The following is a 25178-nucleotide window of genomic DNA, read 5'->3' on the forward strand; positions in this document are numbered from 1 at the left end:
GGTATCTGCATGTCCACTTCTCTATTCAGCCTGGCCTTTGGCGTTGGCACACAAAACCGTCAAGGCACCTGGCTGGAAGTTTTCTACGCCCTGCCGCTGCTCAACCCGTCGGCTGAAATCGTCGCCGCCATCGCGCCGATCCTGGGCTACACCGGTGGCAATCAGGCCATCGCATTCAACACTGATCTGTCCTCGCGTCTGGCCAATGCACTCAAGGGTATCGACGACACCCAGGCCGCACTGCTGACCCGACTCGCCGAAAGCCACAACCCGCTGGTTGCCACGCTGCTGGCTGAAGACGCCGCGCTGACCTCCACCCCTGAGGCTTACCTCAAGCTGCATTTGCTGTCCCATCGTCTTGTCAAGCCCCACGGTTTGAGCCTCGCCGGCGTGTTCCCCCTGCTGCCGAACGTCGCGTGGACCAGCCAGGGCGCCATCGACCTGGGCGAACTGGCCGAGCGTCAGTTGGAAGCTCGCCTGAAAGGCCACTTTCTGGAGGTCTTCTCGGTGGACAAATTCCCGAAAATGACCGACTACGTCGTGCCGGCCGGTGTGCGCATCGCTGACACGGCGCGCGTGCGTCTGGGCGCCTACATCGGCGAAGGCACCACCGTGATGCACGAAGGTTTCGTCAACTTCAACGGCGGCACCGAAGGCCCGGGCATGATCGAAGGTCGCGTGTCGGCTGGCGTATTCGTCGGCAAGGGTTCGGACCTGGGCGGCGGCTGCTCGACCATGGGCACGCTGTCGGGCGGCGGCAACATGGTGATCAAGGTCGGCGAAGGCTGCCTGATCGGCGCGAACGCCGGCATCGGCATTCCGTTGGGCGATCGCAACACCGTTGAAGCCGGTCTGTACGTCACCGCCGGCACCAAAGTGGCGCTGCTGGACGACAAAAACGAGCTGGTCAAAGTCGTGAAGGCCCGTGAGCTGGCCGGTCAACCGGACCTGCTGTTCCGTCGCAACTCGCAGACCGGCGCGGTGGAGTGCAAATCCCACAAGTCGGCCATCGAGCTGAACGAAGCGCTGCACGCTCACAACTGATCGATGCTGCGTGCGGGTTCGGTTTCCTTCAGGGGCCGAACCCGCCTCAACGAGCGTGACTGATATGCCCCTCATTTCCCCCTGGCGCGCTGACTTTCCGGCCATCGACGCCCTGCAACGGCAAGGCCAGACCTACCTGGACAGCGCCGCCACCGCACAAAAACCCCAAGCCCTGATCGACGCCACGGTGCATTACTACGCCAATGGCGCGGCGAACGTGCATCGCGCCCAGCACCTGCCGGGCGCCATGGCGACCCAGGCCTTCGAGGACACGCGGCGCAAGGCCGGCGAATGGCTGAATGCCGGCGCATCGGGGCAAATCGTTTTTACCCACGGCGCCACCTCCGCGTTCAACCTGCTCGCCTATGGCCTGGAGCACGTGTTTCAGGCCGGCGACGAGATTGTCATCAGCGCGCTGGAGCACCACGCCAATCTGTTGCCCTGGCAGCAACTGGCCCTGCGTCGCGACCTGAAGCTGGTGGTCCTGCCCGTCACCGAGGCGGGTGTGATTGATGTTGAGGCCGCCGCCGAACTCATCACTCCAGGCACCCGATTGCTGGCAGTCAGCCAGTTGTCCAACGTGCTCGGCACCTGGCAGCCGGTCCGGCAGCTCGTCGCGCTGGCCCAGGCACAGGGCGCGCTGACGGTGATTGATGGCGCCCAAGGCGTCGTCCATGGCCGACACGATGTGCAGGACATCGGCTGCGACTTCTATGTGTTTTCCAGCCACAAGCTCTATGGCCCGGACGGCGTGGGAGTGCTATTCGGCCGACATCAGGCGCTGGCACAGTTGCAGCATTGGCAGTTCGGCGGCGAAATGGTCCTGCAGACCGGTTACCAGACGGCTACGTTTCGTCCTGCACCGCTGGGCTTCGAGGCGGGCACGCCGCCCATCAGCGCGGTGATCGGCCTCGGCGCGACGCTGGATTATCTCAACGCACTCAATCAATCCGCTGTCACCGAATACGAAGCCCGCCTGCATGAGCGGCTGCGCGCCGGGCTGATGCTGCGCGACGGCGTACGAGTGCTGGGCGATCCCCACGTGGCGCTGGTGAGTTTCATCGTCGAGGGCGTGCACAACGCCGATCTTGCGCACCTGCTGACCGAGCAAGGGGTTGCCGTTCGCGCCGGTCACCACTGCGCCATCCCGTTGATCAGTGGTTTAGGCCTCTCTGGGGCAATCCGCGTGTCGCTGGGGCTGTACAACGATTCCGATGATCTGGAGCGGTTTTTCATCGCACTGGATCAAGCGTTGGAGCTGTTGCGATGAGCCTGCCGTCCGATGCGCATGCGGCGCTGGAGACCTTCAACGGGTCATTGAGCTGGGAGCAGCGCGCACGGTTGCTGATGCAATGGGGTGATCGGCTGCCGCCCATGAGCGACGAAGAAAAAACCGACGAGCATCGGGTGGACGGCTGCGAGAGCAAGGTCTGGCTGATGGGCGACGTGATCGACGGGCACTGGCAGTTCCGCGCTGCCAGCGATGCGCGGTTGATTCGGGGGCTGGTGGCATTGCTGCTGGCTAGGGTCAACGGCCTGTCGTTGCAAGAACTGCAGCAGGTGGATCTGGTTGAGTGGTTCACGCAGTTGGGATTGACCCGTCAGCTGTCCCCCTCCCGCAGCAACGGGCTGAATGCCGTGTTGCAGAAGATGCGACAGCTGGCCGGCTGAGACCGCTTACCCAGCCGTCAGGCCGCAGGCTGCTCCTTGGTCCGCTCCGACGGGCGTCGCACGCCGGCGACGATTTTGTCCACGGCCTTGGTCGCGGCGACCATCCCGAACGTGGCGGTGACCATCATGACCGCGCCAAAACCACCCGCGCAGTCCAGCTTCACGCCGTCGCCGACGAAGCTTTTCTGGAGGCAAATGCTGCCGTCCGGTTTCGGATAGCGCAGTTGCTCGGTGGAGAACACGCACGGCACGCTGTAATGGCGGGTGACGGTGCGAGAAAAGCCGTAGTCCCGGCGCAGGGTCGAACGCACTTTGGACGCCAGCGGATCGTTGAATGTCCGGTTGAGGTCGCAGACCTGAATCAGGGTCGGGTCGATCTGCCCACCCGCGCCGCCGGTGGTAATGATCTGGATCTTGCGGCGCTTGCACCAGGCGATGAGTGCCGCTTTGGCGTTGACGCTGTCGATGCAATCGAGCACGCAGTCGATGTCCGGCGTGATGTATTCGGCCATGGTCTCTCGGGTGACGAAGTCGGCGACGGCGTGGACCACGCAATCGGGATTGATCTCCCGCAGACGGTCGGCCATGACTTCGACCTTGGCGCGGCCAACGGTGCTGCTCAGGGCGTGCAACTGGCGGTTGCTGTTGCTGACGCACACGTCGTCCAGGTCAAACAGGGAAATCTCGCCCACGCCACAGCGCGCCATGGCTTCCGCCGCCCAGGAACCCACGCCGCCGATGCCGACCACTGCCACGTGGGCCGCGCGCAGGCGTTCCAGGCCCTCGATGCCGTACAGGCGGGCGACGCCAGCGAAACGCGGATCTTCTGTGCTCATGACCAATACCCCAAAAAACCGGCGCGCATTATAGGCCCTGACGGCGATTCGCAAAGCGCTGAGTTGCAGGCGTTTGGTCTGAAAGTCAGCGCTTTCCCGGCAGGCCCGCAGAGAGCTGGCAACGTCGCACATGCGAGGCCGAACAGAACTTGAACACGTGTCGGTTGCCAAAGTTTCGGCCCGCTGTACCCTGTCACTCCTCCCCGTTCCCCTTTTGGAACCTGAAGCACCTATGTCATCGCGTAAATTTGGACTCAACCTCGTTGTCGTCGTGGCGATCGCTGCGCTGTTCACCGGCTTCTGGGCGCTGATCAACCGCCCCGTCACCGCCCCCAACTGGCCTGAACAGATCTCCGGCTTTTCCTATTCGCCTTTCCGGCTGGGACAGAATCCGCAGAAGGATCTCTACCCGTCCGACGAAGAAATGCGTCAGGACCTGGAGCTGATGAGCAAGCAGACGGACAACATCCGTATCTACTCGGTGGACGGCACGCTCAAGGACATCCCCAAGCTGGCCGAGGAGTTCGGCCTGCGGGTGACCCTCGGCATCTGGATCAGTCCGGACCTGGAGCGAAACGAGCGCGAAATCACCACGGCGATCGAACTGGCGAACACCTCGCGCAGCGTCGTTCGCGTGGTGGTCGGCAACGAAGCGCTGTACCGCGAAGAGATCAAACCCAAGGACCTGATGGCCGCCCTCGACCGCGTGCGCGCCGCCGTCAAAGTCCCGGTGACCACGTCCGAGCAGTGGCATATCTGGGAGAAGTACCCGGAACTGGCCAAGCACGTTGACCTGGTCGCCGCGCACATCCTGCCGTACTGGGAATACATCCCGATGGATAAGGCCGGGCAGTACGTGCTCGACCGCGCCCGCGAATTGAAACGCATGTTCCCGAAAAAACCGCTGCTGCTCTCTGAAGTCGGCTGGCCAAGCAACGGCCACATGCGTGGCGGTGCGGACGCCACCCAGGCGGATCAAGCGGTTTACCTGCGCACGCTGGTCAACAAGCTCAACCGTCAGGGCTTCAACTACTTCGTGATCGAGGCCTTCGACCAGCCGTGGAAAGCCAGCGACGAAGGCTCTGTCGGGGCGTATTGGGGCGTTTACAACGCTGCCCGCCAGCAGAAATTCAATTTCGAAGGCCCGGTCGTGGCGATCCCGCAGTGGCGCGTGCTCGCGATCGGCTCGGCGGTATTGGCGATGCTGGCCCTCGCCTTGCTGCTGATTGATGGCTCGGCGCTGCGTCAGCGTGGCCGGACATTCCTGACCTTCATCGCCTTCCTGTGCGGCTCGGTTCTGGTGTGGATCGGCTACGACTACAGTCAGCAATACAGCACCTGGTTCAGCCTGCTCGTAGGATTTTTACTGGCACTGGGCGCGTTCGGTGTTTTCATCGTGCTGCTGACCGAGGCGCACGAACTGGCCGAAGCGGTGTGGACGCACAAGCGCCGCCGCGAATTCCTGCCCGTTGAAGGGGATTCGGCCTACAGACCGAAAGTCTCTATCCACGTGCCCTGCTACAACGAGCCGCCGGAGATGGTCAAACAGACCCTCAACGCACTGGCCGCACTGGATTACCCGGATTTCGAAGTGTTGCTGATCGACAACAACACCAAGGACCCCGCCGTATGGGAGCCGGTCAAGGCCCACTGCGAAATGCTCGGCCCGCGCTTCAAGTTTTTCCACGTCGCACCGCTGGCCGGGTTCAAGGGCGGCGCCCTCAACTACCTGATCCCGCACACCGCGCCGGACGCCGAAGTGATTGCCGTGATCGACTCGGACTACTGCGTTGATCGCAACTGGCTCAAGCACATGGTCCCGCACTTCGCCGATCCGAAAATCGCTGTGGTGCAATCGCCCCAGGACTACCGCGACCAGCACGAAAGCGCGTTCAAGAAGCTCTGCTACTCCGAATACAAAGGCTTCTTCTACATCGGCATGGTGACCCGCAACGACCGCGACGCGATCATTCAGCACGGCACCATGACCATGACCCGTCGCTCGGTTCTGGAAGAACTGGGCTGGGCGGACTGGTGCATCTGCGAAGACGCCGAGCTGGGCCTGCGCGTGTTCGAAAAAGGCTATTCGGCGGCGTACGCCCACAACAGCTTCGGCAAGGGCCTGATGCCCGACACCTTCATCGACTTCAAAAAGCAGCGTTTCCGCTGGGCGTATGGCGCGATTCAGATCATCAAGCGTCACGCCGCCAGCCTGCTGCGCGGCAAAGACACCGAACTGACCCGTGGCCAGCGTTATCACTTCCTCGCGGGGTGGCTGCCGTGGGTGGCCGATGGCATGAACATCTTCTTCACGGTTGGCGCATTGCTCTGGTCGTCGGCGATGATCATCGTGCCCAACCGGGTTGACCCGCCGCTGCTGATTTTCGCGATCCCGCCGCTGGCGCTGTTCTTCTTCAAGGTCGGCAAGATCATCTTCCTTTACCGTCGCGCCGTGGGCGTGAACCTCACGGATGCGTTCTATGCGGCCCTCGCGGGGCTGGCGCTGTCTCACACCATCGCCAAAGCGGTGCTCTACGGGTTCTTCACCACCAGCATCCCGTTCTTCCGCACCCCGAAAAACGCCGAAAGCCATGGCTTGCTGGTGGCGATTTCCGAGGCCCGCGAAGAGCTGTTCATCATGCTGATGCTGTGGGGCGCCGCGCTGGGCATCTGTCTGGTGCAGGGCCTGCCGAGCAACGACATGCGCTTCTGGGTCATCATGCTGCTGGTGCAGTCGCTGCCGTACCTCGCGGCGCTGATCATGGCGTTTCTGTCTTCGCTGCCGAAACCAAAACCGGCAGACGAACCCGCTACTGCCTGAAACAATGGGGCGCTGTACTAAACGGCGGCCTTCGGGTCGCCGTTTTGCTTTAAGCTATTCGCCGGTTTATCGCCTTGCCTTCACTCAATATCTCGGACTTTTCATGACAGCCCCAGCCGACCTCTCGCCCACGCTGCAACTCGCCTGCGACCTGATCCGTCGCCCATCCGTCACGCCACTGGACGCCGACTGCCAGGCCGTGATGATGAAACGCCTGAGCGATGCCGGTTTTGCCCTGGAGCCTATGCGTATTCAGGATGTGGATAACTTCTGGGCCACCCACGGCAGCCAGGAGGGTCCGGTGCTGTGTTTTGCCGGTCACACCGACGTCGTGCCGACCGGCCCGGTTCAGGCCTGGCAGAACGATCCGTTCAGCGCGCTGATCGACGAAGACGGCATGCTCTGCGGCCGTGGCGCGGCGGACATGAAAGGCAGCCTGGCGTCGATGATTGTCGCCACCGAGCGTTTCGTTGCCGACCACCCGAACCATAAGGGCAAGATTGCCTACCTGATCACCAGCGACGAAGAAGGCCCGGCCCACCACGGCACCAAAGCGGTGGTCGAGCGCTTGGCGGCGCGCAAGGAGCGTCTCGACTGGTGCATCGTCGGCGAACCGTCGAGCACGACACTGGTGGGCGATGTGGTCAAGAACGGCCGTCGCGGCTCACTGGGCGCAACCCTCACCGTCAAAGGCATTCAGGGCCACGTCGCCTACCCGCATCTGGCGAAGAACCCTATTCATCTGGCAGCACCTGCGCTGGCCGAGCTGGCCGCCGAGCACTGGGACAACGGCAATGATTTCTTCCCGCCCACCAGCTTCCAGATTTCCAACCTGAATTCCGGCACCGGCGCGACCAACGTGATCCCGGGGGATCTGGTGGCGGTGTTCAATTTCCGCTTCTCCACCGAATCCACCGTCGAAGACCTCAAGCAGCGCGTGGCCGCTATTCTCGACAAGCATGACCTGGACTGGCACGTGGAATGGGCGCTGTCCGGCCTGCCGTTCCTCACCGAACCGGGTGCGCTGCTGGACGCAGTGTCGGCGAGCATCAAACACGTCACCGGCCGCGACACCCGTGCGTCGACCAGCGGCGGCACGTCGGACGGTCGCTTCATCGCCACCCTCGGTACCCAAGTGGTTGAACTGGGGCCGGTCAATGCGACGATCCATCAGGTCAACGAACGCATCCTCGCCAGCGATCTCGACGTGCTGACCGAGATCTACTACCAGACTCTGGTCAAGTTGCTCGCCTGATGCTGACTTGCCCGATCTGCTCCGCCCCGCTCGATTCAGCGGATAACGGCGTCGTGTGCCCGGCCGGGCACCGCTTCGACCGCGCCCGTCAGGGGTACCTGAACCTGCTGCCCGTGCAGCACAAGAACAGCCGCGACCCTGGCGACAATCAGGCGATGGTCGAGGCGCGCCGCGACTTTCTCAACGCGGGGCATTACGCACCGGTGGCCAAACGGCTGGCAGAACTGGCTGCCGAGCGCGCCCCCGCGCATTGGCTCGACATCGGTTGCGGCGAGGGTTATTACACCGCGCAGATCGCCCAGGGCCTGCCCAACGCTGACGGCTATGCGCTGGACATCTCTCGCGAAGCGGTGAAGCGCGCCTGCAAACGTGACCCGAAGATCACTTGGTTGATTGCCAGCATGGCCCGCGTGCCGCTGCCGGATGCGAGCATGCAGTTCATCGCCAGCGTGTTCAGCCCGCTCGACTGGGCCGAGGCCAAGCGTCTGCTGTCGCCGGGCGGCGGCCTGATGCGTGTAGGACCGACCAATGATCACCTGATGGAATTGCGCCAGCGCCTGTACGACGAAGTCCGCGATTACAGCGATGACAAGCACCTGGCGCTGGTGCCGGAAGGCATGAGCCTGCAGCACAGCGAAACCCTGCGCTTCACCCTGACACTGGTGGACGGCCAGGCCCGCGCCAATCTGCTCGCCATGACGCCCCACGGCTGGCGCGCCAGTGCTGAACGCCGCGCGAACGTTGTCGATCAGGCCGAGCCGTTCGAGGTTACGGTGTCCATGCGCTACGATTATTTCGTCCTGAATTGACGGCTTGAAGCACCCGAACAGACTGAATCCGCGAGTGGATTTTCCAGCACAACCAAGAGGCATCCATGCGCCAACCCGATATCGAGATTTACCTGAAAGACGCTGACGTCGACCACAAGGCAATCACCGCCTGGCTCACCGCAGACATCGGCCCTTGCACCGACTGGACACAGAAAGGCCAGACCTGGAAATGCCAAGCGGGCGACGTGCCCGTGACCTGGATTCCCAAGGCCGTCGGCAAGTGGAACAGCCTGTGCCTGGACAGCGACAAAACCCCGTGGGACGACGATATCGCCTGCGCCCGCGCCGCCTTCGCCACGTTGAAAGTCGAAGTGCGCTGCGCGCCGGGGACCTGGGTCGAGGAAGAGAGTGACGCCGAAGCCGATCAATGGATTCGCATCAGCGTTGATGGTGAAGAAGAAATCACCTGGCATACGTCCTGATACGTCATCCCGCCGGGCACCCGCGCCGCTTTGCCCATCCCCACCAGATGCGGCAAACTGGCGGCCTCGCGGGCGTCGCCCCTCTCAGCAGAACTCTATGACCCGTTCCCCGTTTCGCCGTCTTGTATTCGGCACCGTGCGCCGCCTGCTTTACCTCTGGGTGCGCTCGGAGACGATCAACCAGTCGTCTTTCACCCTCAATCTCGACCGCAGCCGCCCGGTTTTCTACGCGCTGCAAAACCCTTCGATGAGCGACCTTGCCGTCCTCGACACCGAGTGCCGCAAGGCCGGTCTGCCGCGCCCGGTACTCTCCGTGGCGGTTGGCAATCTGACCGAGCCGGCTGCGTTTTTCTACCTGACGCCCGAGCCCGACTGGCTGGGCCGCCACGACAAACGCGGCGCGCCACCGACCCTTGAACGTCTGGTCGGCGCAGTCACGCAAAATGCCACGGAAGATGCGCAAATCATTCCGGTCAGCGTGTTCTGGGGCCAGTCCCCGGACAAGGAAGACAGCCCGTGGAAGCTGCTGTTTGCCGATAGCTGGAAGGTGACCGGGCGTCTGCGTCGCTTCGTGACCATTCTGATCCTGGGCCGCAAAACCCGCGTGCAGTTCTCGGCGCCGGTTCATCTGCGTGAGCTGGTCGATCAGAACAAGGGTTACGAGCGCACGGTGCGCATGGCTCAACGCTTGCTGCGTGTGCATTTCCGCAACCTGAAGACCTCCGTCATCGGACCGGACCTTTCGCACCGTCGCCATCTGGTCAAAGGGCTGGTGGCGGACCCGCTGGTCAGGCAGGCCATTCTCGACGAGGCCGCTCGGGAGAAAATCACCGAAGCCAAGGCCCGTGAAAAAGCCCTGCACTACGGCAACGAAATCGCCTCGGACTACACCTACACCGCCATCCGTTTTCTGGAAGTGGTGCTGAGCTGGTTCTGGAACAAGATTTACGACGGCATCAAGGTCAGTCACCTGGAGGGCGTGCAGAACGTCGCCCAGGGCAACGAGATCATTTATGTGCCGTGCCACCGCAGCCACATCGACTACCTGCTGCTGTCGTACCTGCTGTTTCGGAACGGCCTGACCCCGCCGCACATTGCCGCCGGCATCAACCTGAACATGCCGGTGATCGGCGGCCTGTTGCGGCGCGGCGGCGCGTTTTTCATGCGCCGCACGTTCAAGGGTAATCCGCTGTACACCGCGGTGTTCAACGAATACCTGCACACGCTGTTCACCAAAGGTTTCCCGGTGGAGTACTTCGTCGAAGGCGGACGTTCGCGCACCGGGCGCATGTTGCAGCCGAAGACCGGGATGCTGGCGATCACCCTGCGCAGTTTCCTGCGCAACTCGCGCATGCCCATTGTGTTCGTGCCGGTGTACATCGGCTACGAACGCGTGCTGGAAGGCCGGACTTACCTGGGCGAACTGCGCGGTGCGGCAAAGAAGAAAGAGTCGATCTTCGACATCTTCAAAGTCATTGGCGCGCTGAAGCAGCGCTTCGGCCAGGTCTCGGTCAACTTCGGTGAGCCGATCAAGCTGACCGAGTTTCTCGACCATGAGCAGCCGGACTGGCGCACCCAGGAACTGGGCCCGGTGTTCAAACCGGCCTGGCTCAACGAGACCACCCACCGTCTGGGCGAACGCGTGGCACGCCATCTGAACGAAGCGGCGGCGATCAATCCGGTGAATCTGGTGGCGCTGGCGTTGCTGTCGACAGCCAAACACGCGCTGGACGATCAAGCCCTGGCGCGGGTGCTGGATCTGTACCTGACGCTGTTACGCACCGTGCCCTACTCGCCCCATACCACGCTGCCGGACGGCGATGGACGGGCGCTCATCGCGCACGTCAAAGGCATGAACCTGCTCTCGGAACTCAGCGATGCGCTGGGCAAGATTCTGTATCTGGACGAGCAGAATGCCGTCCTGATGACGTACTACCGCAACAACGTGCTGCACATCTTTGCGCTGCCCTCGTTGCTGGCCTGCTTCTTCCAGAGCTCGTCACGCATGAGCCGCGAACAGATTCTGCGGTATACGCGGGCGCTGTACCCGTACCTGCAATCGGAGCTGTTCATCCGCTGGTCGCTGGACGATCTGGATGACGTCATCGATCAGTGGCTGACGGCGTTTGTCGATCAGGGCCTGCTGCGATTCGAGAACGGCGTGTACCTGCGCCCGGCGCCGAGCTCGCGCGCTTTTGTGATGCTGACGGTGCTGTCGCGAGCGATTGCCCAGACTTTGCAGCGTTTCTACATGGCGATTTCCCTGCTGCTCAACAGCGGTCAGCACACGCTCACCGCCGAAGGGCTCGAGGAGTTGTGCACGACGATGGCCCAGCGGCTGTCGATCCTGCACGGCCTGAATGCGCCGGAGTTTTTCGACAAGAGCCTGTTCCGGCATTTCATTCAGACGCTGCTGGATCAGGGCGTTCTGCGCACCGACGCGGCAGGCAAGTTGAGCTATCACGATATGTTGGGGGATCTGGCCGAAGGCGCCGCCAAGCGGGTATTGCCAGCGGAAATCAGGCTGTCGATCCGCCAGGTGGCGTTGCATCGCAGTGATGAAGTCATTGGGGACGCGCCGATCGCCTGAGCGACGACGCACGCCCTCTCACCTGTTTCACCTGACAAGGAACATCACATGAAACACATCCTGCTCACCCTCATGACCACTGTGCTGGCCGCTTGCGCCCATACGCCGGACAACCTGCCGGGCTCGGTGGACGGCGAAGTGTTTTACCTGCAGCGCATGGCGCTTCCGCCAACCGCTACGCTGAAGGTCTCGCTGCAGGACGTGACGCTGGCAGACGCGCCCGCGCAGATCCTCGCCAGCCAGAACGGCCCGATCAAAGGCCAGGTGCCGCTGCCGTTTCAGCTGACCTACGATCAGAAGCAGGTCCAGCCGGGTCACACTTACTCGGTCAGCGCGCGCATCGAGGTGGACGGCAAGTTGCTGATGATCAGCACCGAGCGCTACACGGTGGACCTGACGCTGGACGAAAAACCGCCCGTCAAAATTCGCTTGAGCCCGGCCCGTTAATCGGGCGTGGATCACAGACCGTTGAAAAGGACATTACCCATGCTGCGTCGCTCCCTCTCGTTCACTGGTATATGCGCCGGCCTGCTGTTATCGGCCAGTGCCTTCGCGCTGTCGCTCAATGATCTGTCGCAATCGGACGCCACCGGCGGACTGAAGGATGCCCTCACCCAGAGCGCCCAGGTCGCCGTCAAGCAACTGGGCGTACCAGGTGGGTTCAGCAACAACAAGGATGTTCGCATCGAACTGCCCGGCAGCCTGGGCAAGGTCGCCAAGAAGATGAAACAGTTCGGCATGGGTACTCAGGTCGACCAGCTGGAAACCAGCATGAACCAAGCGGCGGAAGCGGCGATGCCCCAGGCGCGGACGTTGCTGGTCGATGCCGTGAAGAAGATGAGTGTGTCCGACGCCAAAGCCATCCTCAGCGGCGGCAAGGACTCGGCCACCCAGTACCTGAGCACTTCCAGCCGCGAACAGATCCGCGCCAAATTTCTGCCCATCGTCAAGCAGGCCACTGACAAAGTCGGGCTGGCGCAGAAATACAACGCCTTCGCCGGTCAGGCCGCGACGCTGGGCGTGCTGGACGCGAAGAGCTCGAACATCGAAGGCTACGTCACCGAGAAGGCGTTGAACGGCCTGTTCGAAATGATCGCCAAACAGGAAGAAAGCATCCGCGCCAACCCGGCAGCGGCGGCGACCGGTCTGGCGAAGAAAGTGTTCGGCGCGCTGTGAAGGCAAGCGCCCCCGCCGGACCCGGCCGCCCCAAGGATCTGGCCAAGCGCCAGGCCATTCTCGAAGCCGCCAAAAACCTGTTCATCCGCAACGGTTACGCCAACACCAGCATGGACGCCGTCGCCGCTGAGGCCGGGGTCTCCAAGCTCACGGTCTACAGCCACTTCACCGACAAGGAGACTTTGTTCTCCTGCGCAGTGGTTGCTCGCTGCGAGGAGCAGGTCCCGGCGTTATTCGTGGATGTGCCGGTTGATGAGCCCGTTGAAACAGTATTGCTGGGTATTGCCAGAGGGTTTCAAACGCTGATCAACAGCCCGGAGTCCATCGACCTGAACCGTTTGATCATCGCGTTGGGGCCTCAGGCATCATCGCTGACACAGGTGTTCTTCGAAGCAGGACCGCAGCGAGTCCTGCGCGAGCTGGAGCGGTTCCTTCGCAAGCTGAGCGGTAAAAACGGCCTGCATTTCGAATCGCCGCTTGATGCGGCGGGGCATTTTTTGAGTTTGATCAAAGGCGTGCATCATTTCAGGCTTCTCATCGGCACCGGGGAAATACCGGACGAGCGAGCTGCCGACCACCACGCCAGGGACGTGGTGGCGCTGTTCTTGAAGGCGTATCGGGTTTAAGGCTGTAGATTCGATGGCGCGCGCACCGGCCTATTCCCGGCTGAAGCCGGTCCCACTGAACGCAGAGCGTGCATCCGTGGATACTGGCGCCCAGCTTATATTGTGGGACCGGCTTTAGCCGGGAATGCGTCAGGCGTCACACCACAAATCTGATGGTGATCACACCGGCCTCTTCCCGGCTGAAGCCGGTCCTACTGAACGCAGTGCGTGCATCCGCGAATACTGGCGCCCGGCCAATATTGTGGGACCGGCTTTAGCCGGGAATGCGTCAGGGGTCACATCACAAATCTGATGGTGATCACACCGGCCTCTTCCCGGCTGAAGCCGGTCCTACAAGCCGCGCGCGCCTGTGGGACCGGTTTGGGTTCTGTCAACGAGGCTCGTGCATCGGGCAGCCGTTGTGGCTGGCGCGGAAGCCTGAGGACAGCTCGTAGGACGGCTTGCGCACCCGCATGACGCCGCCCAGTGGACGGTGTTCAACCACGCCGTGCCAAGGGCTGAAGGCCATACCCTCGTCGATTTCCTGCTGGCGTTCGTCTGACCAGCTGTCCTGAAGCGGCACCTCGATACGGGCAACCGTCACGAACGGGCTCAGCTCTTCGGACCATTCCACCGAAGCATCTTCAATCGGCATTTTTTCAAGGTCGGTGGCGAGTTGGATACGCACGTCCCAGACCCCTCCCTTGCTCGCAAAGTGACTGCGCACCGCTTCCCGCAAGCCGTCCGGATGGCCATTCAGGTCCACCTTCTGGTCGGTCAACGCGGTGAGTTCAGGGGACACAGGCACCACGCTCAGCTTGGCGTAGTAGCGGCCATAGAGAAACGGCACGATGCTGTTATAGGTCTCCCCGAGCAGGTGGGTCATCGGGTGCCCGCCCAGTGACCTGAGCGTGCCACTCTCCCCTCCCACGGCTTCAACCACCGACTCCAGACCGCGGAAGAAGGCCGACAGCGCTTTCTTCATGTTGGGCACTTTGTCGGTGGTCTTGGCTAACAGCTTCAGCGTCTTGAGAAAATCCTTGGGCGTGGCGGCCGTGAACGCCTTGGCGTTCTGCATCACGAAGTCCTGGGTGACCTGGCCTTCACTGCCCGGCAAGCGTGCGCCCTGCACACCGACCAGCTTGATGGCCAGACCGCGTGGCGTCGACACCTTGTCGTCGAGCAGATCACCTGGATTGGTGGAAAAGCGCATCTTCACGTCCAGCGTGCCGGGATGCGCAAAGACACCCTGGGCCAGCTCGGGCGGCAGATTATCCAGAATGCGGATTTGCCCATGCAGCAAGCCGTGGGCTTTGGCATGCACGCTGCGTATGGCATGGCCGCCATCTTCGTAGGTGGTTTCCAGAATACTGTGCATGGCCTCAGCCAGCTCTTTGCTCGTCTGAGCCTCGTCATCGGGTATCTGCTCGAACTGCGGCTCGAACGGCAAGGGGGTCACGGACAACGTGGAAGCGCTCATCGGTTATCTCCGGCTACGGATCAGGTCAGGTTTGGCTCCGATGAGCGCACACTCATAGGGTGGCTTTTCTGGCATCGGCACAGCAGATGACTGCGCCGATGATTGCCGGGTTCATCGAATCGCATGAATTTCACGGCCGCGCGTTCTTCAGCGCCTTTATCGGGTAAATGTCGTAGCGGCTGGATTTGCCGTCCAGCGCGTAAGACGGCTTGGCCCCTTCGATGCACGGCGCCTTGCGCGGGCGTTTGACGACAACGCGATGGCTGGCCAGCGCCAGCGCTGCGGCCAACAGTGCCGGGGCGTCCATGTCGTCGCCCACCAGCGGCCGGAACAGGCGCATTTCCTTCTTCACCAATGCGGTCTTTTCCCGGTGGGGAAACATCGGATCAAGGTAGATGACCTGGGGCGGCTCGCCTTCCCATTGCCGAATCAGCTCGATGGAGTTGCCGGTCAACAGGCGCATCTGCGCGATGATCCCACCCACGTCCAGATCCCTCGCACCGCGCGCCAGGCCGTCTTCGAGCAGCGCGGCGATAATCGGCTGCCGCTCGATCAGGCTTACTTCACAGCCCAGACTCGCCAGCACGAACGCATCCTTGCCCAGCCCTGCCGTGGCATCCAGCACCCGAGGCCGTACGCCCGGCTGAATACCCACGGCCTTGGCGATCATCTGCCCGCTGCCGCCGCCAAACAGACGCCGATGGGCCGCCTTGCCTTCGATGAAATCCACTCGGACCGGGCCCGGTGCATCGTTACCCAGTTGCTGCAATTGCAGGCCATCTTCGGCTACTTGCAGGGCAAAATCCGCGTCGGCGTCGTCCAGCGGCAAACCCAGTCGCCGCGCCCACTGCGCTGCGGTGTCCTGCCCGTCGGGGGTCAGGCTGTCGACCCGAATGCGGCTGCCCGCGTGCTGCTCAGTCATTGTCTCTACGCGCTCAAATATTCTTAATGATTGGCAACATCTGCCGATAACAAAAGTATCCGGCATTTTGCCAGACCCACGGGCTGTACTGAGCGCTTATGTCAGACATTCAGCAAACCTCCTCGATAGGCTATTTGACGTACGCAGGCGACTACAGCGTACGCAATACCCAAACCCTGAGCGGCGTTACGCAGCTCTGGCAGGATGCGTTTGCCCGTGCGATGGCTCAACAGGTCGATGACAACGCCGGCACAGCGCCCGAATACAGCGCCGTTGCCACGAATGACAGTCTGACCGGCGAGCCGGTGGCCGGCGCCACCGCACTGGACAAGATCGTCGAGCAGCGTGAGTGCCCGGTTCAGGACAAGGAAATCGCGCCGCCGGAGCCGTTGTTCCTGCCGATCGCCGAGTTCGAATGGGATCTGGCCGACAAGCCGGCCAAGCCGTTCACCGCGATGGAAATGATCGAGCAGCAGCGCAACCTCGAATTCGATGACACCTGGGTCCGCCCAACCGTGCTCAACCCCTACGATGACAGCGTTGAACCCGGCCCGGGCCCTCAGCCTCGCCCACTGTTCCTGCCGATTGCCGAATTTGAATGGGACTTGGCCGACAAGCCCGCCACACCCTTCAGCGCTGAAGAGATGACCGAGCAGCAGCGTCATCTGGCCTTCGATAACGGCTGGGCGCGGCCGATTGTGCTTCAAAACCTTCGTATCGCTGCCTGACGCCAGGCCGCAACCCAGCGCAGCACACAACCTCGCTCGCCTCCCCTAGCGACACACCCGCCAGCGTCCCATGTCCAGGTGAAAGTGGTTTCGGTGCGCAGCGTTGTACTCCGGGCTCAGCACCGTATTGAACTGCTGGCAGGCGCCATCCCTCACCCATCGCAGAAAACGCCCCTCCTCGCCCTCGTCTTTCCAGTCCTTGAGCACCGAAATCCTGCGCCCGTCTGCCAGTCGAAACCCGGCGATGTCCAGCGCGTTGGCGGTAGCGTGCTGGCTCAGTCGGCCTTCACTGCGGTTGTAGATGTTGCGGCAGGCGAAGCTGCCAAGGTGATCGATCCTGGCGACCTTTTGCCCGAATACCGCCTGGGCCGCTGGCTGCAGTTGATGAATATCGAACAGCGCATACGCCACTGCCAGACGACAACTGGACAGAAAGCTGCTGCTCAGCGCGATGTCGCCGCCCTGGATACGCAGGGTGTTGGTGAGCGGGCATTTGGCGTCGGCGGCGCTGTCGGCCTGGTGCGTGTAGCGCAGGGTCGACGTTTGCAGCGCGGCGTCGCACAACGCCGGATCCTCCTGCAATCGCCAGAGTTTGAAAGGTGTAAGGAGGTTGGGCTCGTCCCGCACATTCAGCGGGGCCCACGGGTTCCAGCGGTCGGCGACAGGCAACCAGCCACGCCAGATCGACACCGCAACCGCTGCGCTCATCAAAATCAGTAGAAGAAAGAGGGTCGAGCCGCGCATGCCGGAAGGTTCTCGTCTGACGGAGGGATAAGTCCACCCTATCTCGACCTCAGAGCAGCCCGAGTTGCTCCACTTGTCGACCGCGATCCAGCTCCGGCAGGTCGGGCAGCCCCGGCAGCAGGGTCATGAGCTGATGGTGAAAACGACGGGCCAGTTGGGGCGAGGCGATGTTGTCAGGCGTGTGCAGGAACACCGAAGGCGTGCGCCCCTCCTCGATCCAGCCGGCCACCTTTTCCGCCCACTGCACAATGAAGCCTTCGTTGATCGCCTCATCCGGCCCGCCAATGAAGCGCACCTGGGGGAAGGACGTCAGCGCCGCCGGACGCGGTTGCACCTTGGGCTTTTTCGACTGCGCATGAAGAACGGCAGGCTCACTGGAAACGCAGCTGAACAGCGGCCGGGAATCCAGACAGATGCGCTCGACGCCGCGGTCGAGCAACAGGCGGTTGAGCTGACGTTCGTCCTCGCCTTTGGTGAAAAACGCCATGTTGCGCACTTCCACCGCCAATGGCCGGCCTTCCAGTGCATCAATGAAAGCGCCCAGCTCATTCAGCCGATGGGGACCGAAACTGGCCGACAGCTGCAGCCACAGCGGTTCAAGCCTCGACCCCAGCGGCGCAAGCAGTTGCAGGAAATCCTCTACCGCGACCAGGTGCTCACGCAGGTCGCCAGCATGGCTGATGTCGCGGGGGATTTTTGCAGAGAAGCGGAAATGCTCAGGCAAAGCGTCCGCCCAGCGCTGAACGATTTCAGGCTTGGGGCGTGCGTAGAACGTGGTATTGCCCTCGACGGCGTTGAAGACCTGCGCATACAACCCGAGTAATTCCAGGTCAGGGGCATCCGGCGGATACAGCGATTCACGCCAGGCTTTTTCGCTCCAGGACGGACAACCAATGTAGTAAGGCGGATGAGCGAGGTTCAAACGTGAAGATCGAGCCCGGCAACCTCGAGGTCCCAGTCGACGAAGGTCGAGGTCATCAGGTAGCTGCTCAGCGCGTGGGCGACGCGGGTGCTCATGGCACGGGGGAAGATAATGTCTTGCTGACGCGCGGGCACGTTGGCTGTGGTCCCGGTCTGGCGACGGGCCACTTGCGGGTTCACCTCGATCTCCTCGTTCACTTCCTCGAACGAGCCTTCCAGCGCCGCAGAATCCTTGCGAAGCTTGCGCTTGATCGGGTAGGTACGTGGTGAAGGACCGGTGATTCGCATCATGCTTACTCGGCGTTTGATAGTGGCAATTTAATCTCGCAGCTGGCTATTAAGCAAACATGCGAACGATAACTAGACCACACTTATTGCGAATTGTTTAAAGCAGCCTGAATTTTATGCGGTTTTATCGCTGAACGGTCATGAACAGTGTGACCTGGGTCGCAGATCGGGCGTGGTGCGACTTATTCACGACTGCCTGTGAGACAGGGTATCGCCCTCACCGCGCCTTGGGTGTGGCGACTTTATCCCGAAGGTAAACCGGCTGGGCGTCGTCGGCAACAATGGCTTCGCCCCGGTGCCAGGCGAAGGTGCCGAGGGTGAGCAGGTCCTGCGCGTGGGGCAACAGCGTGGCGTCATGGGCACTGACACCGGCGGCAATGCGCTCGGCATAACCCCAGCCGGTGCCCGCCCCGAACCAGTCGCCCGTCGCACCGCTCGGCAAAGTGGCCATTTCGGGTGGCATGACGGCCTCTTCACCGGTCAGCCTCATCTCCCCTACCACTTCGCGGTAGCAGCCCCAATAGACTTCGTCCATCCGCGCGTCGATGGCGGCCGCGACCTGAGTGGCGCCCCGCTCGCGAAAGGCCCGCTGCGCTAACGCCGCGAGGTTGGAGACCGGCAGCACCGGGCGATCCAGACCAAAGGCCAGCCCCTGAACCACACCGATGGCGATGCGCACGCCGGTGAACGCACCCGGCCCACGCCCAAAAGCGATGGCGTCCAGCGCCGACAGGCCGATGCCCGCCTCGGCCAGCAGGTCCTTGATCATCGGCAGGAGCTTTTGCGCGTGCAGGCGCGGGATCACCTCGTAGTGAGTCAGCACTTTGCCGTCATGCAGCAAAGCGACTGAGCAGGCTTCAGTGGCGGTGTCCAGGGCCAGCAAGGTGGTCATCGGGGTTTCCATCGTTGTGCGAAAAAAGTGCCGCATTATAAACAACAACGGCCCGCAAGCGGGCCGTTGTTCAATGCCTTGAGTACGAATCAGCTCAGGGCTTCAAGCACCTTGGCGGTGATCTGTTCGACCGAGCCCACGCCTTCGATGTGACTGCACTTCGGCGTCCCGTCCTGAGCCTGCAGCTTGGTGTAGAACTCCACCAGAGGCTTGGTCTGCGAATGGTAGACCGACAGGCGATGGCGAACGGTGGCTTCGACGTCGTCCTTGCGCTGAACCAGTGGTTCGCCAGTGACGTCATCCACGCCTTCAACCTTAGGCGGGTTGTACAAAGTGTGGTAAACGCGACCGGAGCCTTCGTGAACGCGGCGACCGGAGATTCGCTTGACGATCTCTTCGTCGTCGACCTTGATCTCGATGACGTGATCGATGGCCAGGCCGGCTTTCTTCAGGGCTTCAGCCTGAGGAATGGTGCGCGGGAAGCCGTCGAACAGGCAACCGCCAGCGCAATCAGGCTCGGACAGGCGATCCTTGATCAGGCCGATGATCAGGTCATCGGAGACCAGGCCGCCGCTGTCCATGACGCTTTTGGCTTGCAGGCCCAGTTCAGTACCGGCCTTGACCGCAGCGCGCAGCATGTCGCCGGTGGAAATCTGCGGAATGTTGAATTTCTCAGTGATGAACTTTGCCTGAGTACCTTTGCCGGCCCCGGGAGCTCCCAGCAGAATCACGCGCATTGTTGTGCTCCTCAAATTTTTATAGAGATATCGTCGGATTCGCCTAAATGGGGCCAATCGCAAAATTTTACTGACCCAACGGCCAAAGGCTGATCAAGATACACAGCCGATTCATGGCGCACAAGACGCCGAAAGTCGCAGTAACCCGCGAAAAACCAGTAGCTTGGCATCGATCTGCGCAAGGGTGAGACCTCGTGCAACGGGGTGACGCCGCAGCGGCCACGACGCCACAGGTCCGGCCGAATGAAAGGGGTCGTGTCCATTCGGCCGGCCTGCCTGCCCGTCAGCCGGTGTTGCGCAACCCGGCGGCGATGCCTGCGACAGACACCAGCAGCGCCTGCACCAGCGGACTGTCCAGACTCGCCTCCTGCTGACGCGAACGCGCCAGCAACTCTGCCTGCAATAAATGAAGAGGATCGAGGTAGGTATTGCGCAGGCTGATGAACTTCAGCGTTTCGGGGCTGTGGGCCAATAGTCGGGACTGACCTGTCAGGCCCAGCACGACGTCACACGCCTGCGACAATAGGCCGCGCAAATGCGTCCCCAAATGCAGCAGTTTCGGCTCCACCAGGCGCTCGTCGTAGAGCTGGGCGATGTCGCTGTCGGCCTTGGCCAGCACCATTTCCAGCATGTCGATGCGGGTGCGGAAGAACGGCCATTGCTCACGCATCTCGGCGAGCAGATCACCCTGACCGCGTTCCAGCGCCTTGCTCAACGCGTTTTCCCAGCCCAGCCAGGCGGGCAGCATGAGGCGCGTCTGGGTCCAGGCGAAAATCCACGGAATCGCGCGCAGGCTTTCCACCCCGCCTTCGCGGCGCTTGGCCGGACGGCTGCCCAGTGGCAAGCGGCCCAGCTCCTGTTCCGGCGTGGCCTGACGGAAGTACTCGACGAACTCCGGGTCTTCCCGAACCACGGCGCGGTAGGCTTTCACGCCATCTGCCGCCAGTTCGTCCATCACCTGACGCCACGCCGGTTGCGGCATGGGTGGCGGTTGCAACGTGGCTTCCAGCACTGCAGCGAGATAAAGGTTGAGGTTCTGCTCGGCGATGTCCGGCAGGCCGAACTTGAAGCGGATCATCTCACCCTGCTCGGTGGTGCGGAAACGCCCCGCCACCGAGCCCGGTGGCTGCGACAGAATCGCCGCATGGGCAGGGCCGCCGCCACGACCGACCGTACCGCCGCGACCGTGGAACAACAGCAACTCGACCTCTTGGGCGCGGCAGATCTCAACCAGTTTTTCCTGCGCCCGGTACTGCGCCCAGGCCGCAGCCGTGGTGCCGGCGTCTTTGGCCGAATCCGAGTAGCCGATCATGACCTCCTGCGGACCTTCCAGGCTTCGGCGGTAGGCAGGAATGCTCAACAGCTGCTCGATCACCGGTCCGGCGTTATCCAGATCGGCAAGGGTTTCAAACAGCGGCACCACACGCATGGATCGCTGCAGCCCGGCTTCTTTCAATAACAGTTGAACGGTGAGCACATCGGAGGCCGCGCCGGCCATGGAGATCACGTAGGAACCCAGCGAAGCCGCCGGCGCAGCCGCGACCTCACGGCAGGTCGCCAACACTTCGGCGGTGTCCGCTTCAGGGCTGAAATGCGCAGGCAGTAGCGGCCGCTTGTTGTCCAGTTCTCGCAGCAGGAAGTCGACGCGCGTCGGCTCATCCCACTCGTCGTAGCGGCCGAGCCCCAGGTATTCGGTGATCTCGCTCATGGCCGAACTGTGCCGCGTGGAGTCCTGGCGTACGTCGAGCTTCACCAGGAACAGCCCGAAGGTCACCGCGCGACGCAAACAATCGAGCAACGGGCCATCGGCGATGACGCCCATGCCGCATTGGTGCAGCGAGTCGAAACACAGCTTCAGCGGCTCAACGAGCTCGCGGTTTTCGTGCAGCACGTCTTCCGGTGCGACCTGGGTGACACTCAGTGAGGCGTGGGCCCAATTGCGCGTGGCCCGAAGCCGCTCACGCAGTTGCTTGAGCACACTGCGGTAAGGCTCGGCGCTGTCACCCGCTGCTTCCATCAGCGCCGGGCTGGCCTGCTGCATCGACAGTTCGGCGGCCAGTTGATCGACGTCGCGCAGGTACAAATCAGCGGCCATCCAGCGCGCCAGCAACAGCACCTCGCGGGTGACGGCAGCTGTCACGTTGGGGTTGCCGTCGCGGTCACCGCCCATCCAGGAAGCGAAGCGAATCGGCGCCGACTCCAGCGGCAGGTGCAGACCGGTCGCGGCGTGCAGCGCCTGATCGGCCTTGCGCAGGTAGTTGGGGATTGCTTGCCACAGGGAATTTTCGATGACCGCAAACCCCCACTTCGCCTCGTCGACAGGCGTGGGACGGACGCGGCGGATTTCTTCGGTGTGCCACGCTTCGGCAATCAGTCGCTGCAGACGCTCGGTGATCTGCTCCCGCTCGTGGCGATTCAAGTCGCGATGATCGAGCGCGGCCAGTTGCGCAGCGATAGCGTCGTACTTCTGGATCAGCGTGCGCCGCGCGACTTCGGTCGGATGGGCGGTCAGCACCAGTTCGATTTCCAGCGTGGTCAATTGCTGCGCCAGCGCTTCGGGTGTCTGCCCGGCCTGCTTCAGGCGTTCCAGCAGCTCGGGCAACACGCGGGACTCAAACGGCTGCGGCTTGCCGTCATCGCGACGATGGATCAGCTGATATTGCTCGGCGATGTTCGCCAGGTTGAGAAACTGGTTGAACGCACGTGCCACCGGCAGCAATTCATCCTCACCCAGGCCTTCAAGACTGGAGCTAAGCTGCTCGGTGCCTTGGGTCGACGCATGGCGATCAGCCTTTGCGCTTTTGCGGATGCGCTCGATCTTCTCGAGAAAATCAGCGCCGTGCTGATCACGAATGGTGTTGCCCAACAGCTCACCCAGCAGGTGAACATTCTCGCGCAATCGTGCATCGATATCAGCCATCCAGCCCTCTCCTTAAGCCTTGTTGTTTTTACCGGCGAGTCCTTGCGGGGGGTCCATTCGCTGCTGCCGAACGGAACGCCCTGCGGGGTTTCGTTTCTATTGGTGTGTATAGAGCGACAAATTGATGTCCCTACGCAACCCTCGACGCACTTTCACCGCCGGGGAAGCCCGTCTCAGTCACGCTTCACCGTGGCTCTCCACGTCCAATGCCCGCCCTCGCGCGGGAACCGATGAGGTATGTATGAAAATCCGAGAACTCGCCGAACAGTGGGAACAGAACGCCAAAGGCCGTCTGACCGAGACCGCCTACGCCATTCATTTGGACGTGGAGGCTGCCGCGCGGCTTGCGGCGATCGCCGAGATGTACCCCAAGCGCACGCCTGAGGAGTTGCTGGGCGAGCTGATCGGCGCCGCGCTGGAAGAACTGGAGGCGAGTTTTCCGTACGTGCGCGGTCAGCAGGTCGTCGCCACCGACGAGGAAGGCAATCCGCTTTACGAAGACGTTGGCCCGACGCCCAGGTTTCTCGAGCTTTCTAAGCACCATCTTCAGGAAATCTCCGATCGGGAAGACCTGTGACGGTTGCAACTGCGACGTCGTTTTTGGCCCGGCAAAATGCTCCACAGGCCGCACCGGGCCAGTAATCTGGCGGGCAAACCCCCGCCATTTTTCGAGCGTCAATTTTACAACACGTAACGAAAGCTGACCGGAAGTTAAGAAAAATGTCTGAACTATTCAAAAAAAGCAGCGGTCCGAGCAGTTAGCCATTCCAGTAAAAGCCGTCAGATGACAGCGGAAGTGACGTAACACCATCCATCCGCGTGGGCTGCTGCTGAAATGGAACAACCAGTTTTCAGGAGTTAAGAAATGGAGTTGACCACCATGAACACCAGCACTGCCAAACCAACGTTCAATCGCCTGCGCGGGCTGAAGATGGCTGCACTGGCGCTGGGCACCAGCGTTCTTCTGGCTGGTTGCGCGGGCAATCCTCCAAGCGAGCAGTACGCCGTGACCCAGTCGGCCGTCAACGCCGCGGTCACCGCTGGCGCTACCGAGTACGCTGCCGTTGAGATGAAGTCCGCTCAGGACAAGTTCAAGCAAGCCGAACTGGCCATGCAGGACAAGAAATACGACGAAGCTCGTAAATACGCCGAGCAGGCCGAGTGGGATGCCCGTGTAGCCGAGCGTAAGGCTCAGGCCGCGAAGGCACAGAAAGCGGTGCAGGATGCTCGTCAGGGCGTCAATGAGCTGCGTGAAGAAGGCATGCGTCAGGTTCAGCCTGTCACACAGTAACGCTTCGCAGTTCAAGCATTGGCCATTGAGTTAAAGGACGAAAATATTATGCGTAAACAAGTACTTATTCCTGCCCTGCTGGCTCTGAGCGTTGGTCTGGCGGCGTGCTCGTCGCAGCCGAACGTGAACCTGGAACAAGCCCGCACCAACTATTCCGCGCTGCAAAGCAACCCTAAAGCCACTGAACTGGCTGCGCTGGAAACCAAAGACGCCAGCGAGTGGCTGGACAAGGCAGACGCCGCGTACCGCAACAACGATGACCAGAAGAAGGTCGATCAGCTGGCCTATCTGACCAACCAGCGCGTGGAGCTGGCCAAGCAGACCATCAACCTGAAGACCGCTGAAAACGATCTGAAAGGTGCTGCAGCCCAACGTGCACAGGCGCGTCTGGATGCTCGTGATGCTCAGATCAAGGCCTTGCAGAACAGCCTGAACGCCAAGCAGACCGAGCGCGGTACGCTGGTAACGTTCGGCGACGTGCTGTTTGACCTGAACAAGGCTGAGCTGAAGTCGTCCGGTCTCGTCAACGTCAACAAGCTGGCCCAGTTCCTGTCCGAAAACCCTGATCGCAAGGTCATCGTTGAGGGCTACACCGACAGCACCGGTTCCGCTGCCTACAACGACTCGCTGTCCGAGCGTCGCGCCAACTCCGTGCGCATGGCCCTGGTCAAAATGGGTGTAGGTCCGGAGCGTATCGTGGCTCAGGGCTACGGCAAGGAATACCCGGTGGCTGACAACGCCAGCGCCTCGGGCCGTGCCATGAACCGTCGCGTGGAAGTGACCATTTCCAACGACAACCAGCCAGTAGCACCGCGCTCTTCGATGAAGTAATGCGGTTGTAGCGGCACATAAAAAGCCCCGCCTGTTGAGAGACAGGCGGGGCTTTTTTGTGGGCTGCGTTTTTCTCCGGATGGGATTGGGATGAGGTGCTTTTAGGGAGCAATGATGGGGCCCCGTGTTTTTGGGGGCTGCGCAAGAAGTTGCGCACTCCCTTGCTGAAAATAG

24 protein-coding genes are annotated in these 25178 nt (G+C 61.9%); 15 read left to right on the forward strand and 9 right to left on the reverse strand.

Translation table 11 applies throughout. The features are described from left to right. Window positions 1-9: 9 nt before the first annotated feature. The 3 genes from dapD to IFT99_RS10775 all read left to right on the forward strand — a co-directional run bounded on the left by dapD (window position 10) and on the right by IFT99_RS10775 (window position 2715). Complete coding sequence (gene dapD / locus IFT99_RS10765) at window positions 10-1044, forward strand: 2,3,4,5-tetrahydropyridine-2,6-dicarboxylate N-succinyltransferase (RefSeq protein ID WP_065989858.1); 1035 nt, start codon at window positions 10-12, stop codon at window positions 1042-1044. 64 nt (window positions 1045-1108) lie between these two features. Continuing rightward, window positions 1109-2314, forward strand: coding sequence for an aminotransferase class V-fold PLP-dependent enzyme (locus IFT99_RS10770; RefSeq protein WP_192132189.1), 1206 nt, complete (start codon window positions 1109-1111; stop codon window positions 2312-2314). Then, window positions 2311-2715: a SufE family protein gene (locus tag IFT99_RS10775; protein ID WP_065989862.1), complete on the forward strand. Its 405-nt coding sequence runs from the start codon at window positions 2311-2313 to the stop codon at window positions 2713-2715. Before IFT99_RS10770 ends, IFT99_RS10775 begins: the two co-directional genes overlap by 4 nt. A 17-nt stretch (window positions 2716-2732) precedes the next feature. Here the strand turns inward: IFT99_RS10775 and tcdA are convergent, their stop codons facing one another. Then, entirely contained in the window at window positions 2733-3551 is an 819-nt protein-coding gene (gene tcdA / locus IFT99_RS10780; protein WP_065989864.1) for a tRNA cyclic N6-threonylcarbamoyladenosine(37) synthase TcdA, read from the reverse strand. Between the two features lie 232 nt (window positions 3552-3783). Between tcdA and IFT99_RS10785 the strand changes: the two genes are divergently transcribed. The 8 genes from IFT99_RS10785 (at window position 3784) to IFT99_RS10820 (ending at window position 13271) form a co-directional block, all read left to right on the forward strand. Continuing rightward, on the forward strand, window positions 3784-6372 hold the full coding sequence (locus IFT99_RS10785) for a glycosyltransferase family 2 protein (RefSeq protein WP_192132191.1): 2589 nt from the start codon (window positions 3784-3786) through the stop codon (window positions 6370-6372). A 103-nt stretch (window positions 6373-6475) separates the two neighbouring features. Then, window positions 6476-7627: a succinyl-diaminopimelate desuccinylase gene (gene dapE / locus IFT99_RS10790; RefSeq protein WP_192132193.1), complete on the forward strand. Its 1152-nt coding sequence runs from the start codon at window positions 6476-6478 to the stop codon at window positions 7625-7627. Next, window positions 7627-8436 (forward strand): putative RNA methyltransferase, encoded by an 810-nt coding sequence (locus IFT99_RS10795; RefSeq protein ID WP_192132195.1) that lies wholly within the window; start codon window positions 7627-7629, stop codon window positions 8434-8436. The genes dapE and IFT99_RS10795 overlap by 1 nt, the downstream gene beginning before the upstream one ends. A 65-nt stretch (window positions 8437-8501) precedes the next feature. Further along, window positions 8502-8879 carry a hypothetical protein gene (locus IFT99_RS10800; protein WP_065989871.1) on the forward strand — a complete coding sequence of 126 codons (378 nt, stop codon included), beginning with the start codon at window positions 8502-8504 and terminating at the stop codon, window positions 8877-8879. Window positions 8880-8976: 97 nt separating this feature from the next. After that, complete coding sequence (gene plsB, locus IFT99_RS10805) at window positions 8977-11469, forward strand: glycerol-3-phosphate 1-O-acyltransferase PlsB (RefSeq protein WP_192132197.1); 2493 nt, start codon at window positions 8977-8979, stop codon at window positions 11467-11469. Between the two features lie 48 nt (window positions 11470-11517). Next, on the forward strand, window positions 11518-11916 hold the full coding sequence (locus IFT99_RS10810; protein WP_192132199.1) for a YbaY family lipoprotein: 399 nt from the start codon (window positions 11518-11520) through the stop codon (window positions 11914-11916). A gap of 39 nt (window positions 11917-11955) precedes the next feature. Next, window positions 11956-12645: a DUF4197 domain-containing protein gene (locus tag IFT99_RS10815; RefSeq protein WP_192132201.1), complete on the forward strand. Its 690-nt coding sequence runs from the start codon at window positions 11956-11958 to the stop codon at window positions 12643-12645. After that, window positions 12642-13271, forward strand: a complete 630-nt coding sequence (locus tag IFT99_RS10820) for a TetR/AcrR family transcriptional regulator C-terminal domain-containing protein (protein WP_192132204.1) — start codon at window positions 12642-12644, stop codon at window positions 13269-13271. Before IFT99_RS10815 ends, IFT99_RS10820 begins: the two co-directional genes overlap by 4 nt. A 370-nt stretch (window positions 13272-13641) precedes the next feature. Here IFT99_RS10820 and IFT99_RS10825 read toward each other — a convergent pair whose 3' ends face one another. Next, a complete protein-coding gene (locus IFT99_RS10825; RefSeq protein ID WP_065989880.1) occupies window positions 13642-14730 on the reverse strand; it encodes a catalase family protein in 1089 nt (362 codons plus the stop codon). A gap of 130 nt (window positions 14731-14860) precedes the next feature. Continuing rightward, the gene (locus tag IFT99_RS10830; protein WP_192132206.1) at window positions 14861-15652 is read right to left on the reverse strand and encodes a class I SAM-dependent methyltransferase; all 792 of its coding nucleotides are present in this window, start codon (window positions 15650-15652) and stop codon (window positions 14861-14863) included. Window positions 15653-15750: 98 nt separating this feature from the next. Between IFT99_RS10830 and IFT99_RS10835 the strand changes: the two genes are divergently transcribed. Continuing rightward, window positions 15751-16380, forward strand: coding sequence for an energy transducer TonB (locus IFT99_RS10835; RefSeq protein WP_192132208.1), 630 nt, complete (start codon window positions 15751-15753; stop codon window positions 16378-16380). 45 nt (window positions 16381-16425) lie between these two features. Here IFT99_RS10835 and IFT99_RS10840 read toward each other — a convergent pair whose 3' ends face one another. The 6 genes from IFT99_RS10840 to ppc all read right to left on the reverse strand — a co-directional run bounded on the left by IFT99_RS10840 (window position 16426) and on the right by ppc (window position 22882). Beyond that, entirely contained in the window at window positions 16426-17124 is a 699-nt protein-coding gene (locus IFT99_RS10840) for an extensin-like domain-containing protein (protein ID WP_192132210.1), read from the reverse strand. 49 nt (window positions 17125-17173) lie between these two features. Next, entirely contained in the window at window positions 17174-18046 is an 873-nt protein-coding gene (locus IFT99_RS10845) for a DUF72 domain-containing protein (protein WP_192132212.1), read from the reverse strand. Then, on the reverse strand, window positions 18043-18333 hold the full coding sequence (locus tag IFT99_RS10850) for a hypothetical protein (protein ID WP_065990261.1): 291 nt from the start codon (window positions 18331-18333) through the stop codon (window positions 18043-18045). Before IFT99_RS10850 ends, IFT99_RS10845 begins: the two co-directional genes overlap by 4 nt. A gap of 217 nt (window positions 18334-18550) precedes the next feature. After that, on the reverse strand, window positions 18551-19225 hold the full coding sequence (gene tsaB / locus IFT99_RS10855) for a tRNA (adenosine(37)-N6)-threonylcarbamoyltransferase complex dimerization subunit type 1 TsaB (RefSeq protein ID WP_192132214.1): 675 nt from the start codon (window positions 19223-19225) through the stop codon (window positions 18551-18553). Between the two features lie 89 nt (window positions 19226-19314). Continuing rightward, window positions 19315-19962, reverse strand: coding sequence for an adenylate kinase (gene adk, locus IFT99_RS10860; protein ID WP_065989893.1), 648 nt, complete (start codon window positions 19960-19962; stop codon window positions 19315-19317). Window positions 19963-20245: 283 nt separating this feature from the next. Next, on the reverse strand, window positions 20246-22882 hold the full coding sequence (gene ppc, locus IFT99_RS10865; RefSeq protein ID WP_192132216.1) for a phosphoenolpyruvate carboxylase: 2637 nt from the start codon (window positions 22880-22882) through the stop codon (window positions 20246-20248). Between the two features lie 241 nt (window positions 22883-23123). Here ppc and IFT99_RS10870 point away from each other — a divergent pair, with 241 nt between their 5' ends. The 3 genes from IFT99_RS10870 to IFT99_RS10880 all read left to right on the forward strand — a co-directional run bounded on the left by IFT99_RS10870 (window position 23124) and on the right by IFT99_RS10880 (window position 25004). Then, window positions 23124-23459, forward strand: a complete 336-nt coding sequence (locus tag IFT99_RS10870) for a pilin assembly protein (protein ID WP_192132218.1) — start codon at window positions 23124-23126, stop codon at window positions 23457-23459. A 288-nt stretch (window positions 23460-23747) separates the two neighbouring features. Continuing rightward, on the forward strand, window positions 23748-24173 hold the full coding sequence (locus IFT99_RS10875; RefSeq protein ID WP_192132220.1) for a DUF4398 domain-containing protein: 426 nt from the start codon (window positions 23748-23750) through the stop codon (window positions 24171-24173). Between the two features lie 48 nt (window positions 24174-24221). Then, entirely contained in the window at window positions 24222-25004 is a 783-nt protein-coding gene (locus IFT99_RS10880; protein ID WP_192132222.1) for an OmpA family protein, read from the forward strand. The last annotated feature ends 174 nt before the right edge of the window (window positions 25005-25178 follow it).

It is taken from the genome of Pseudomonas sp. CFBP 8772 (assembly GCF_014841665.1).
GTDB classification, from domain to species: Bacteria; Pseudomonadota; Gammaproteobacteria; order Pseudomonadales; family Pseudomonadaceae; genus Aquipseudomonas; species Aquipseudomonas graminis_B.

What these genes read in the sequence shown, in the direction of transcription:
- dapD (WP_065989858.1), top strand. Translation starts at nt 10, where the DNA reads ATGTCCACTTCTCTATTCAGCCTGGCCTTTGGCGTTGGCACACAAAAC.
- IFT99_RS10770 (WP_192132189.1), top strand. Translation starts at nt 1,109, where the DNA reads ATGCCCCTCATTTCCCCCTGGCGCGCTGACTTTCCGGCCATCGACGCC.
- IFT99_RS10775 (WP_065989862.1), top strand. Translation starts at nt 2,311, where the DNA reads ATGAGCCTGCCGTCCGATGCGCATGCGGCGCTGGAGACCTTCAACGGG.
- tcdA (WP_065989864.1), bottom strand. Translation starts at nt 3,551, where the DNA reads ATGAGCACAGAAGATCCGCGTTTCGCTGGCGTCGCCCGCCTGTACGGC.
- IFT99_RS10785 (WP_192132191.1), top strand. Translation starts at nt 3,784, where the DNA reads ATGTCATCGCGTAAATTTGGACTCAACCTCGTTGTCGTCGTGGCGATC.
- dapE (WP_192132193.1), top strand. Translation starts at nt 6,476, where the DNA reads ATGACAGCCCCAGCCGACCTCTCGCCCACGCTGCAACTCGCCTGCGAC.
- IFT99_RS10795 (WP_192132195.1), top strand. Translation starts at nt 7,627, where the DNA reads ATGCTGACTTGCCCGATCTGCTCCGCCCCGCTCGATTCAGCGGATAAC.
- IFT99_RS10800 (WP_065989871.1), top strand. Translation starts at nt 8,502, where the DNA reads ATGCGCCAACCCGATATCGAGATTTACCTGAAAGACGCTGACGTCGAC.
- plsB (WP_192132197.1), top strand. Translation starts at nt 8,977, where the DNA reads ATGACCCGTTCCCCGTTTCGCCGTCTTGTATTCGGCACCGTGCGCCGC.
- IFT99_RS10810 (WP_192132199.1), top strand. Translation starts at nt 11,518, where the DNA reads ATGAAACACATCCTGCTCACCCTCATGACCACTGTGCTGGCCGCTTGC.
- IFT99_RS10815 (WP_192132201.1), top strand. Translation starts at nt 11,956, where the DNA reads ATGCTGCGTCGCTCCCTCTCGTTCACTGGTATATGCGCCGGCCTGCTG.
- IFT99_RS10825 (WP_065989880.1), bottom strand. Translation starts at nt 14,730, where the DNA reads ATGAGCGCTTCCACGTTGTCCGTGACCCCCTTGCCGTTCGAGCCGCAG.
- IFT99_RS10830 (WP_192132206.1), bottom strand. Translation starts at nt 15,652, where the DNA reads ATGACTGAGCAGCACGCGGGCAGCCGCATTCGGGTCGACAGCCTGACC.
- IFT99_RS10835 (WP_192132208.1), top strand. Translation starts at nt 15,751, where the DNA reads ATGTCAGACATTCAGCAAACCTCCTCGATAGGCTATTTGACGTACGCA.
- IFT99_RS10840 (WP_192132210.1), bottom strand. Translation starts at nt 17,124, where the DNA reads ATGCGCGGCTCGACCCTCTTTCTTCTACTGATTTTGATGAGCGCAGCG.
- IFT99_RS10850 (WP_065990261.1), bottom strand. Translation starts at nt 18,333, where the DNA reads ATGCGAATCACCGGTCCTTCACCACGTACCTACCCGATCAAGCGCAAG.
- tsaB (WP_192132214.1), bottom strand. Translation starts at nt 19,225, where the DNA reads ATGACCACCTTGCTGGCCCTGGACACCGCCACTGAAGCCTGCTCAGTC.
- adk (WP_065989893.1), bottom strand. Translation starts at nt 19,962, where the DNA reads ATGCGCGTGATTCTGCTGGGAGCTCCCGGGGCCGGCAAAGGTACTCAG.
- ppc (WP_192132216.1), bottom strand. Translation starts at nt 22,882, where the DNA reads ATGGCTGATATCGATGCACGATTGCGCGAGAATGTTCACCTGCTGGGT.
- IFT99_RS10870 (WP_192132218.1), top strand. Translation starts at nt 23,124, where the DNA reads ATGAAAATCCGAGAACTCGCCGAACAGTGGGAACAGAACGCCAAAGGC.
- IFT99_RS10875 (WP_192132220.1), top strand. Translation starts at nt 23,748, where the DNA reads ATGGAGTTGACCACCATGAACACCAGCACTGCCAAACCAACGTTCAAT.
- IFT99_RS10880 (WP_192132222.1), top strand. Translation starts at nt 24,222, where the DNA reads ATGCGTAAACAAGTACTTATTCCTGCCCTGCTGGCTCTGAGCGTTGGT.